We start from the raw sequence: 12,238 nt of genomic DNA on the forward strand, positions 1-12,238 counted from the left end.
TGCAGAATAGTGTTTTATGATGACAGGAGGAGACAGCATGAAAAAATTTCACTTCGTATTTTTTATGAGCATCATCATGTCAATTTTAGTGTTAGCCGGTTGTGCAAGTGAACCAAATGAGACAGAGGAAGGTTCAGGAAATGAGGATCAAGTTCAGGAAGGCGGAGATTTAGTAATTGCTACAGTTTCCGATGCAGTTTCTTTAGACCCGGGCGCTGTAAATGATGTACCTTCGTTTGATGTGCAATATAATATTTTTGAAAAACTGGTAAAGCATGATGAAGACATGAATTTAATTCCCAGTCTGGCAACAGAGTGGGAGCAGGTTGATGATACGACTTGGGAGTTCAAATTGCAGGAGGGTGTAACTTTTCATGATGGTGAGCCTTTCAATGCAGAGGCGGTAAAAGTAAATGTGGAGAGAATGATGGACCCTGATGTAGGATATCCGACGGCAAATATGGTTGAAATGATTGAAGCAGTTGAAGTGATAGATGACTATACCGTTCAAATTAAAACAGAGTATCCATTTCCGGGGCTTGTGGCTAATTTAGGTCATCCTATGGGAGCAATGATTTCACCAAAGCAGATTGAAGAAGACTATGCAGCAATGGAAGAAGGAGAAAGTCCTGGATCTGTCATTAATGCACATCCAATCGGAACAGGTTATTTTACATTTGATGAGTGGGCATCAGGCCAATATATTCGCCTTGTCAAAAATGAAGATTATTGGGATGGATCAGCAAAACTTGATTCTGTAACGTTTAAAGTGGTTCCTGAAGATTTAACAAGATTGGCAGAGCTGCAGACAGGAGATTCGCATATTTCTAATCCGCTCAGCTCTTCAGATATTGGGCAGGTCGAACAATCTGAAGATCTGGAAATGTATCAGCAAAGCAGTGTGTCCTTAGACTATATTGGATTTAATACACAAAAAGAGCCGTTTAATGATAAACGTGTCCGTCAAGCAATATCTATGGCATTAGATAAAGGCCAAATTCTTGATGGTGTTGTAAATGGCTATGCATTGGAGGCTGAAGGACCGCTTTCTCCAGGCGTATTTGGCTATGATGAAAGCTTGGAAGGATTGGAATATGATATAGAGGCTGCCAAAGAACTTCTGGCAGAAGCAGGATATCCGGACGGGTTTTCAACAACGCTTTGGACGAATGAGACGCGTGAACGTGCAGATATTGCTACAAATGCACAAGCACAGTTAAAAGAAATTGGTATTGATATTAATATTGAAATGATGGAGTGGGGAGCATACCTTGAGCAGATTGGAAATGGCGAGCATGATATGTTTATTTTGGGCTGGTCGAACAGTACAGCAGATGCCGACCTTGGATTGGCTCCATTATACCATTCCGATAATTTAGGACCTCCCGGCAACCGGACGTTTATTCAGAATGATGAATTAGATGCATTGTTGGATGCAGGGCGTCAAGAAGTTGATGAGGAGAAGAGGCTGGACATTTATAAAGAAGCGCAGGAATTGTTAATTGATGAAGCACCGATGATTTATATTATGCATAAAGACTATCTCCTTGCTCAAAGGACAGAGGTTCAAAACCTAGAAATGCTGCCTACAAAAATGATGCTGTTAAAGGATGTCTATTTAGAGCAATAAAATATAGATAGAAGAAAACAGAATGCTGCTATTTATTAGCAGCGATTCTGCTTTTTAGAACAGCGTTAGTAAAGATATTCTATTTATTTTTTCATGATGAGGATGAGTATATGAACAAAAAGAGCGATTTCTGGAGTTTTTTGATTATGATTACGTTAAGTATGCTGGTATTGGCTGCCTGTGCCAGTGAACCGGATGGAGCAGGAGAAGGTGCGTCTGGCGATGAAGTGCAGACAGGTGGAGATCTGGTGATTGCTACGGTTTCTGATGCTGTTTCCCTAGACCCTGCCGGAGCAAACGATGTACCTTCATTTGATGTACAATATAATATTTTTGAAAAATTAGTTAAGTATGATCAAGAGATGAATTTACTGCCAAGTCTGGCAACAGAATGGGAAACAATTGATGATACCACCTGGGAATTTAAACTTCAGGAAGGTGTGTCCTTTCATGATGGTGAGCCTTTCAATGCAGAAGCAGTGAAGGTTAATCTGGAGCGTTCCTTAGACCCGGAGGTCGGAGCTCCTGCTTCATATTTAATTGAAATGATTGAAGAGGTAGAACCGGTAGATGAGTATACAGTACACATTAAAACGGAATATCCAATCCTTGGATTGCCGGCACATTTGGCACATTCTATCGGGGCGATGATCTCACCGAAGCAAATTGAAGAAGATTATGCAGCAATGGAGAATGGAGAGAATCCAGGGTCTGTCATCAACGCAAATCCAATTGGAACAGGCTATTTTAAATTTGATGAATGGCAGACCGGCCAATACATCCGATTAATGAAAAATGAAGATTATTGGGATGGAGAAGCCAACCTGGATACAGTGACCTTTAAAGTTGTCCCGGAGGATCTGACAAGAATTGCTGAATTACATGCCGGGGAATCACATGTTTCCAATCCGCTCAGCTCTTCAGATATTGATCAAATTGAGCAGGAAGAAGATTTAGAAGTATACCAGCAAAGCAGTGTTTCTTTAGACTTTTTGGGGTTTAATATGAACAAGGAGCCATTTAGTGATAAAAGAGTTCGTCAGGCAATCTCGATGGCAGTAGATAAAGGACAAATTATTGAAGGTGTTACAAATGGCTATGCACAGGAAGCTGTTGGACCACTGGCACCAGATGTCGTTGGTTCTGCCGAAGACTTGACAGGGCTGGAGTATGATGTTGATGCTGCCAAAGAACTGCTGGCAGAGGCAGGATATCCGGACGGGTTTTCAACAACGCTTTGGACAAATGAAACTCGGGAGCGTACAGATATTGCTACCAACATTCAAGCACAGTTAAAAGAAATCGGGATTGAAGTGAGCATTGAAATGTTTGAATGGGGTTCTTATCAGGAAAAAATCAACAATGGTGAGCATGAGATGTTTCTTATGGGCTGGTCCACAGGCACAGGAGATGCAGATGCGGGCCTGAGACCGCTGTTCCATTCAGATAATCATGGTTCTGCCGGAAACCGCTTCTTTATAGAAAATGAGGAGCTTGATGAATTATTAGTTGCAGGACTTCAGGAGCTTGATGAGGAAGAACGGTTTAATATTTATGAAGATGCACAAGAATTGCTGGTTGAGGAAGCACCGATGCTTTATATTATGCATAAAGACTATTTAATGGCTGTTAATACATCCGTGAAGAATTTGGAAATGCTTCCGACAAAATACTTGCTGCTAAAGGATGTTTATATAGAACAATAAAGTGAAACTTCACGCAGTAGGAAGCTTTTAAACCATTGTGTCAGGGATAAAGGATAAGTGCGTGACGTCGTGTAATGGGTACAGTACTGAAGCAGCCTGCCTACCTGTATACGGCTCTGCTGGGACTGAGACTAAGATTACTCATCCCGTCCAAAGCGTGCAGTTTATCGATCTTTTTGAACAAGTCCTATAATAATTTATTCTTAAGATGAGAGCAGCTGCTAACCTTTAGTGGCTGCTCCATATTTTTTGATAGATTATAATAAAAAGGGAATCCCTATTGACTATGATAAGGATGAGCGTATACATCTGCCTGGGAATGATTATATTAGCTTGACTCTTCATTTATTGATACATTTCACATACTGAAGGAGGAGAAGTAATGCTTAAAGAATTGAAACATTTTGCTGTTCAGACACGCAGGAAATTCCACACATTTCCGGAAGTGGGATTTACAGAGTTTATTACAACCTTTGAAATTTATCAAATGCTGCAAAATTTATCCTTTCATTTATACATAGGGAAAGAAATAATGGATAGTGATGAGCGCTTTGGTGTTCCTAAAGTGGAAGAAATAGAAGCAAGTAAAGCAAGAGCGATAGCATATGGCGTCCCGGAAGCTTTTGCAGAAAAGCTTGATGGCGGTCATACAGGGGTGATTGCTGTCTTAGACACAGGCAGAAAAGGTCCGCATATTGCCATGCGATATGATATTGACGGGCTGCCTATTATCGAGTCTGATGAAGCAGGTCATGTCCCGGCTGATAAAGGGTTTCAGTCACAGCATCCAAAGGAAATGCATGCATGTGGTCATGATGGACATATTAGTATTGGACTGGCCGTAGCAAAATATTTAGATAAGCATAAGGATGAATTGACGGGAAAATTTACGATGATCTTTCAGCCGGCAGAAGAAGGATTAAGAGGAGCCAATAGTATTGTGCAAAAGGGCTGGCTGGATAATGTGGATTATTTTATGAGTGGACATTTAGGTATCCACGCTTTGCAAGCAGGCAGTGTAGCGGCAACTGCTGAGCAAATATTAGCAAGTACTAAATTTGATGTAACCTTCAAAGGGAAATCTGCACATGCCGGAGTAGAACCAAATGAAGGAAGAAATGCCTTGAATGCAGCAGCAACAGCTCTTCTTCAGTTACAGGCTATTCCCAGGCATCGGGACGGGACGACAAGAATAAATGTAGGTCATTTATCTGGCGGCAGCGGACGCAACGTGATTGCAGACAAAGCTGTGATGATGGCAGAGACACGTGGAGAGACAACAGCGTTAAATCAATATATGTATCAAGAGGCTGAAAGAATCATTCAGGCATCTGCTGCAATGTACAACGTTAAGGCAAGTATTTCATTTATGGGGCAAGGATTAGGTTCCGTATGTGATGCAGAATGGGTTGCCATTGTCAAGGATGCATGTAAAAATAATCCTGATGTGACAAAAGTCTTTGATATGCTGCCCTTACAGGCTTCAGAAGATGCATCCTATATGATGGACCATGTTCAAAAAAGTGGCGGTATTGCCACGTATATGATTTTTCCAAGCCCCTTACCTGTCGGACACCATCATCCGCAATTTGATATCGATGAGGCTGCTATTCGGACAGCTGTATCTGTATACATTGATGTTATCAATTATTTGCAGCATCGCTAAATTGGTTTCCGCATGTTTAAAATAATAATCATGGAAAAAGATTATCTTCTTTCGGAGAGGGTGATCTTTTTCGTAGTGCCATTATGGAGATTAAATGATTTGAATTTCAATTCCTTCTAAGGTAGAATCACTTGTTACAGGTTATTTTAGCGATGTACAAATCTAAACAGTTTTGTGGAGATAATGTTTAATGAAAGCTGTTGTAAAGCTTGCGCTATCATAAAGGACAGCCGAAATCATGCTAAGGATAAAAGGCTGCTTAAAAAGGAATCTTAATAAAGGGAAAGGGGAGAGTTATCAATGAAAAAATTACTACAAATGCTAGGAATCCTATTAATTTTATTTATTGTTAGTGCCTGTCAAGCTAATACAGAGCCAGAAGTGGATGACCATGCTGACAGTGGTCAAAATACAGCTGAAGAAAGTGAATCAGATGAATCCAGTGAAGCTTCTGAAGCATCGGAAGAAGAATCTGCTGAAGAACAAAATAATAAGGAAGGCACTTCTGCAAATCAGGATACAGATACGTCTTATGAATATGAAGAGCAGGAAGTTATTGCAGAGCAGATTGCAGAAGGTGAATATGACATCGTTGTTGAAACAGATAATCAGGGAACACGTGTGATGTTTTATGAAATCGACGGAGAAAAATATTATAAAACCATCTTCGTTAAAAATGATAAGCGCCTAAAAATCATTGATATTAAGAATAATAATGGGCAAATTTATAATGAAATCATTTAAAGAAAACTTGGCAAGCCAAGCCTGAAAGGCACAGAATTGCCTTAGTTGGGTTCTTCGGTGGGACTAGGACTGGGACTGCGATTACTCGTCCCATCGAAAACATTTGCGATTACTCATCCCAAGAAAAGCGTTACACGTATACTTTTTCTTAGATTCTTTATCATTTCTTAAAGTGTAAAAAATGTGCAAGAGCTATCACTGCTCTTGCACATTTTTTGGCACTTACAGGTTACCTGATGAAACAGAAACTCCTTTTGTATCAATTTCTAACAGCTTTATATGATAGCCTTGCAGGTGTTTTGTCATCTCTTTCTTCACTTTTTCTCCTTGTCCTTTTGGCACAAAAGAAAGCATTGTAGGGCCGGCACCGCTTAAAGCTGTCCCAAATGCTCCAAGTTCTTTTGCTTTTTCTCGGATAAGGTCAAAATTGGAAATGAGTGCTTTCCGAAAAGGCTCGTGAAATAAATCATTCTCAAGCATTTTTCCAAACAATGCATAGTCTTTGGAGTACAGTGCGGCAACGACCAGATTGCTCATCGCACTCGCTCTTGCAGCGTAACTGCGCTCATATGTATCTGGAAGACAATTCCTGGAAACCTCTGTTTTCAGCTCTACTTCCGGGATATATGCAATTAAATCCAGTTCGATATCAGTTAACTGGACAGAAGGAATATCATTCTCAAGCATTGTAGAAATCGTTAACCCTCCAAATAAAGCAGGGGCAATATTATCAGGATGTCCTTCGATTTCTGTTCCAAATGCCAATTTCTGTTCATCTGTTAACTGTAAATTTCCAAGCTGATTAGCAAGCTCAATTCCTGCGACTATGGCGGAAGCGCTGCTGCCTAACCCTCTGGCTAATGGAATTTCACTGGTTTCCTGCACTTTACAAGGGGGTAAGCTTACCCCATAACGTTCTGCTACCTGCTCCGTGATATTCCAGATAAAATGATTTTCTTCTGATTCCGCAGAACCGTGTGCAAAAAAAGCATGCTGGTCTGCACTCTCTACATCTAAATGAATATACAAACCTAATGCAAGACCCATGGAATCAAATCCAGGGCCAAGATTAGCACTGCTTGCAGGTACAGAAATGCGAAACGGCATCATGATGTAATCATCTTCTCTAAATATTCAAGGATGGCAACTTCATCATTTGGCAGTGTGACAGGATCAATCGTTAATTGGTCAATGGCAGTTTGCGGATCTTTTAATCCGTTACCGGTTAACACGGCAACAACCTTGCTGCCCTGAGGGATTTTACCTGCTTTCACCTGCTGTATAACACCGGCGATAGAAGCTGCCGAGCCTGGCTCTGCAAAAACACCTTCCTTGCGAGGAAGCAGTTTAAAGGCAGAAATGATTTCATCATCTGTGACAGAACCAATCATTCCGCCGGATTCATCCCTTGCTTTAACTGCTAAATCCCAGCTGGCAGGATTTCCGATTCGAATCGCTGTTGCTACTGTTTCCGGCTCTTCAACAACTTCATTTTTGACAATTGCTGCTGCGCCTTCCGCTTCAAAACCAAACATTTTTGGTAGTGCTGTTCCTTTTGATTCGCTGTACTCTTTAAAGCCTTTCCAGTAGGCACTGATATTTCCGGCATTACCGACAGGAATTGCTATGATATCAGGAGCTTCTCCAAGCTGATCACACACTTCAAATGCTGCTGTTTTTTGTCCTTCCAAACGATATGGATTCACGGAGTTTACAAGTGTAATAGGTGATTTCTCGCTAATTTTGCGAACAAGCTGCAATGCCTGATCAAAATTGCCTTCAATCTCAACAATTTCAGCCCCGTACATGACTGCCTGGGCAAGCTTTCCAAGAGCAACCTTTCCTTTTGGAATAACAATAATAGCACGAATCCCTGCACGGGCAGCATATGCTGCTGCAGCGGCAGAGGTATTTCCTGTAGAGGCACAAATAACAGAGCTTGATCCTTCTTCTATTGCTTTAGCTACAGCCATCACCATGCCGCGATCTTTAAAGGACCCGGTCGGGTTTAAGCCTTCAAACTTTCCGTATAGTTCAATCCCTAATTCTTTAGATAGATTCGGGAAATGAAAAAGTGGTGTATTCCCTTCTAATAACGATAAAGCCGGTGTTTCATCCGTGACAGGAAGTAAGTCACGATATTCTTCAATTAGCCCTTTCCAAGCCATCTTACGCATCTCCTTCTACTCTATAATAGCTTTTGATCTCATTCACAGCATCAAATGCTTCTAATTGATTCAGTACCTGTTCAAACTGGGAGTAAGGTGTGTCATGTGTGATTAACACGATTTCTGCAGAATCTTTTTCGTCCACAGGTGTCTGTAAAATACGTTGGAAGCTAATGTCCTGTGAATGAAAAATCGATGAAATTTCTGAAAACACTCCTGTTTTGTCTTCTACACACAAGCGGACATAGTATTGTCCATGCTGTTTGTCCTTGGGACGCAGTGTTTTTGGAAATTGCATGTCATTTAGCTGTTTTCCTGATACACCAAGCCGCATTGCTTTAATAGCTGCAACAACATCGGATAAAATGGCTGTTGCTGTTGGCAAGCTGCCTGCACCCGGACCGTAGAACATAGTTTCACCAACTGCTTCTCCATAAACATAAACTGCATTATATTCATTTTTAACGCTTGCCAGCGGATGATTTTTTGCCAGTAATGTAGGTTCAACACTCACTTCTAATTCATGATCGAAAAAGTTGGCAAATCCGATAAGCTTCATCGTATACCCCAGCTGCGCAGCATAACGAAGATCTTTTAACGCAATCCCATGGATGCCTTCTACATCAACATCCTGTAAATCGACAGGAGTAGAGAATGCTAAACGTCCAAGGATTGCCATTTTACGGGCTGCATCTAAGCCTTCTACATCGGAGGTTGGATCTGCTTCTGCAAAGCCCAGACGCTGTGCTTCTGCCAGAGCACCCTCATAGCTCATACCTTCTTCGTCCATTTTTGTTAAAATATAGTTGGTTGTTCCATTAACAATTCCCATGATTTTTTGAATATGATCAGAGGACAATCCGTCATTAATTCCACGAAGTATTGGAATACCGCCGGCGACACTTGCTTCATAGTAAAAATCACAATTATTTCTTACCGCAGCCTCTTGTAACTCAGGACCACAGACAGCGACTAAGTCTTTATTAGCTGAAACAACATGCTTTTTATTAGAAAAAGCTTTTAAAATATGTTCTTTTGTGTGATCGATTCCACCCATTACTTCAATGACAAGATCAATTTCTGGATTTTCCAGAACATCATCGGGGTCGGTTGTTAAAATTTCTTGATTCACGTCAATATCTCTTGCTTTGTCCATATTACGCACGAGTGCTTTAGCCACTTCGACTTTACAGCCTAATTGGTGCGCTAATTTTTCCTGATGATCTTCAATCAGATGAATAACGCCTGAACCAACGACACCAAGACCTAATAATCCAACTGAAACCTTCTCTTCCATCTAACCACCTCTACGCTTCCTATTGTATATTGAATTTATTTAAACATGAAAAGGGAAGTAAGGCAATAGCGAATTTTTAGAATAGATAACCGTTTGTGTTTGTAACCGTTTTCCTTTGTGTGATAATAAAGGAATGAAAAAATCTTTCTTTATTTGAAAAGATTTAGTGGGATGGATACAGCAGCCACGTACGTTTCGGTTTTTCCTTCATATAATAGATAAAAAGGGGATGGAAGCTGTGCGAATCTATCATCTCGGAGCGTTGTTTCTTATTTTTCTATGCTTAGGAGGAAGTATCGGCTACAGTATCGGCAGGACGGAAATTTTTGCGTTGGTCGGTTTTATTTTGGGAGTAGTTCCGATTATATTTTATAGGAGAGCGGTGATTAAGAAGGAGAAAATCTCACGTGAAGAAAAAGATAAAACGTCGTATATATGAACCAATGTTCAATATGTCAATAAATGCAAAACTGCATGAATATTAGCCAGTTCATGCAGTTTTATAATTTTTATAGCAATTGCATCAGTTTATAGCTTCATCTGCGGTAACTTTCGGCCGTTTATAACCCTTTAACGCAATGAGTGCTGTGATTAATCCCAGAAAGACAATTGCTCCTCCGACATAAGCATTCTTATCTACACTGGTCTGTTCAATAACAATACTGCCGACAAAGGAGCCAACAGCAATCCCTAAATGCAAAGCAGAGTTATTTAAACTGACTAAGATGCTGGAGTTTTGTGGAGACGTCTCAATTAAATAGCTTTGAACCGGCGGGGAGACAGCCCAGCTCAGCATTCCCCACAGAATCAGAACAACAAGAAATAATACAACGTGGAACGATGACACAGGTACCACTACAATCGTGACCACAAATAAAATAATCGCGCTGAGTATTGTTCGTTTTGGTCCAAATAAATCGGATAAGGTTCCCCCTGTTCCACCACCGCTGACAGCCGAAATACCAAATATGAGATAAATCGCGCTTAGCCAAATGCCGTCTAATTCCATAAAATCCTTTACAAATGGATTTAAGTATCCATATAACGTGGTATGTCCCGCCAACACAAAGAAAGTCGTCAGCAATATAAAAAGAACCTTTGGATTCCGGATCAATTTGAGCTGTGTCAAGATAGGCAAGGGTTTTTCAGCAGAAGGAATACGATGCATAAAGAAATGAACAAATATAATAGAAACAATCGTTAAGAAAGAGATAAGTACAAACGGTGCACGCCAGCCGAATGATTCACCAAGGATTAAACCGAATGGAATTCCGAATACCAGTGATCCGCTTACTCCCATACTTACGATACCGATAGCCCGTCCACGGTAGGCCGGTGCAACAATCGAGGATGCCATCATAATACACAGTACAATTAATAGGGAAGCACTTGCGGCGGAGATAATTCTGCTAATAAAAATCATAGTATAGCTGAAACTAAACACAGCAAGAATATTTCCGAGTAAAAAGATAAATAAAGAAATAATGGTAAGCTTTTTTCGCTCCACAGAAGCAGTTAAATAAAGTAAAATAGGTGAGGCAACAGCAAAAACAAGTGAGAAAATCGTAATCAATAAGCCTGCCTTTCCTAACGACACATTGAGGTCATCCGCGACCAAATCGAGGATACCGCCAATAATTAATTCGACCATTCCGACAACAAATGAAATGGTCATAAGTAAATATACACTTTTATTCATAAACAACACGCCTTATCTATATTTATTACGCTATTAGCGTTTTATTATTTTCTGAAAGTAAAATGAATAAATGCTTGAGCGTCTGTGTTATAAAAACACTATCTATCATATTAGCCTAAAAAGAATAGATAGCACAAGAATTTTATGTGAAAATTAATGAGAATGCCACACTTTTAAAGGAAAAAAAGAAACTTGTTTGTTATACTTATAATAACGCATGAAATAAGGAGGAGTTTTGGGTGAGTAAAGCAACATTAGAAAAAGATGCAATGAAGGTTTTAAAACAGACGAGCAGAACATTTTATATCCCCATTAAACTGTTGAACAAAACCTTGCGGAAAACAGTTGGTTCAGCTTACCTCTGCATGCGCGCTGTTGATGAAATAGAAGATCATGAGGAAATAGATGCGGAAGTAAAACAGCATTTATTAATGGAGACAAGCCGTTTACTAAAAGAGGCGGTGTTTAATCGCGGAGCTTATGAGCAGTTAGTAGCTCCATATGAAAAGGAGCTTCCAGAGGTAACGTTACGTTTGGCAGACTGGATCGAATTTTGCCCGGATGACATCGAGCAGAAAGTAAAAGATTCCACAAGGGAAATGGCAGAAGGAATGGCGAAATGGGTAGAGAAAGATTGGAACGTGCAGACAAAAGAAGATTTGGACGAGTATACATATTATGTAGCGGGTCTTGTCGGGGTGATGCTGTCTGATATTTGGAATTGGTACGATGGAACCGAAACAGATCGTGATTTAGCCATTGGCTACGGGCGTGGATTACAGGCTGTGAATATATTACGGAATGTGGATGAAGATGCGGAAAGAGGTGTCGGCTTCTTCCCGGATGACTGGTCTAAAAAAGAAATGTTTGCTTATGCAGAAGCAAATTTACAAAAAGCTGATCAGTATATGACACAAATCTCTACGAAAAATATTTTGCTTTTTTGCCGAATTCCATTAGCGCTGGCACATAAAACATTAAATGCCCTGAAAAGCGGTAAAGAAAAGATGTCCAGAGCTGAAGTGGAAGAAACTGTCGATCAGATTATTAATTCTTAATGAGGATGTTCAAAAAGCCTACGGTAAGAAAAGGAATTTCTGCTTAAGAACGCCCACATCGCACGGCAACATAAAGTCATCGCATTCTGTGAAAGCGTGTCAGCTTGTTTTTTCGTTTGGGACTTGCCGGTGTTGGCGTTGCAACAAGGATGCCTGAGATCTTAGCCGACTTGATCCTTTTTATCGGTCTTTTTGAACATGTACTTAAAGCTTGAAAAAATAAATGAAAGATCTTCAAAGAAAATCTCGCGTTATTAGCGAGATTTTTTT

At 40.3% G+C, this 12,238-nt stretch carries 10 protein-coding genes; 6 read left to right on the forward strand and 4 right to left on the reverse strand.

The window, feature by feature from the left end:
- Window positions 1-37: 37 nt before the first annotated feature.
- The 4 genes from FLK20_RS07950 to FLK20_RS07965 all read left to right on the forward strand — a co-directional run bounded on the left by FLK20_RS07950 (window position 38) and on the right by FLK20_RS07965 (window position 5,746).
- Window positions 38-1,630 carry a glutathione ABC transporter substrate-binding protein gene (locus FLK20_RS07950; RefSeq protein WP_152656029.1) on the forward strand — a complete coding sequence of 531 codons (1,593 nt, stop codon included), beginning with the start codon at window positions 38-40 and terminating at the stop codon, window positions 1,628-1,630.
- 110 nt (window positions 1,631-1,740) lie between these two features.
- Entirely contained in the window at window positions 1,741-3,336 is a 1,596-nt protein-coding gene (locus tag FLK20_RS07955) for a glutathione ABC transporter substrate-binding protein (RefSeq protein ID WP_152656030.1), read from the forward strand.
- 382 nt (window positions 3,337-3,718) lie between these two features.
- Window positions 3,719-5,002 (forward strand): amidohydrolase, encoded by a 1,284-nt coding sequence (locus FLK20_RS07960; protein WP_152656031.1) that lies wholly within the window; start codon window positions 3,719-3,721, stop codon window positions 5,000-5,002.
- Between the two features lie 300 nt (window positions 5,003-5,302).
- Window positions 5,303-5,746, forward strand: coding sequence for a hypothetical protein (locus tag FLK20_RS07965; RefSeq protein WP_152656032.1), 444 nt, complete (start codon window positions 5,303-5,305; stop codon window positions 5,744-5,746).
- A 222-nt stretch (window positions 5,747-5,968) separates the two neighbouring features.
- On the opposite strand, the gene thrB is transcribed toward FLK20_RS07965, so the two are convergent.
- The 3 genes from thrB to FLK20_RS07980 are packed head-to-tail and all read right to left on the reverse strand — an operon-like array spanning window position 5,969 to window position 9,211.
- A complete protein-coding gene (gene thrB / locus FLK20_RS07970) occupies window positions 5,969-6,856 on the reverse strand; it encodes a homoserine kinase (RefSeq protein WP_152656033.1) in 888 nt (295 codons plus the stop codon).
- Complete coding sequence (thrC, locus tag FLK20_RS07975) at window positions 6,853-7,914, reverse strand: threonine synthase (protein ID WP_152656034.1); 1,062 nt, start codon at window positions 7,912-7,914, stop codon at window positions 6,853-6,855. Before thrC ends, thrB begins: the two co-directional genes overlap by 4 nt.
- 1 nt (window position 7,915) lies before the next feature.
- Complete coding sequence (locus FLK20_RS07980) at window positions 7,916-9,211, reverse strand: homoserine dehydrogenase (protein ID WP_152656035.1); 1,296 nt, start codon at window positions 9,209-9,211, stop codon at window positions 7,916-7,918.
- A 238-nt stretch (window positions 9,212-9,449) separates the two neighbouring features.
- On the opposite strand from FLK20_RS07980, the gene FLK20_RS07985 reads away from it, so the two are divergent.
- A complete protein-coding gene (locus FLK20_RS07985) occupies window positions 9,450-9,650 on the forward strand; it encodes a hypothetical protein (protein ID WP_152656036.1) in 201 nt (66 codons plus the stop codon).
- Window positions 9,651-9,734: 84 nt separating this feature from the next.
- On the opposite strand, the gene FLK20_RS07990 is transcribed toward FLK20_RS07985, so the two are convergent.
- Complete coding sequence (locus FLK20_RS07990) at window positions 9,735-10,910, reverse strand: MFS transporter (protein ID WP_152656037.1); 1,176 nt, start codon at window positions 10,908-10,910, stop codon at window positions 9,735-9,737.
- 239 nt (window positions 10,911-11,149) lie between these two features.
- Here FLK20_RS07990 and FLK20_RS07995 point away from each other — a divergent pair, with 239 nt between their 5' ends.
- Window positions 11,150-11,968, forward strand: a complete 819-nt coding sequence (locus tag FLK20_RS07995) for a squalene/phytoene synthase family protein (RefSeq protein WP_152656038.1) — start codon at window positions 11,150-11,152, stop codon at window positions 11,966-11,968.
- The last annotated feature ends 270 nt before the right edge of the window (window positions 11,969-12,238 follow it).

This window comes from Oceanobacillus sp. CFH 90083 (genome assembly GCF_009389585.1).
Taxonomy (GTDB): Bacteria; Bacillota; Bacilli; order Bacillales; family Amphibacillaceae; genus Oceanobacillus.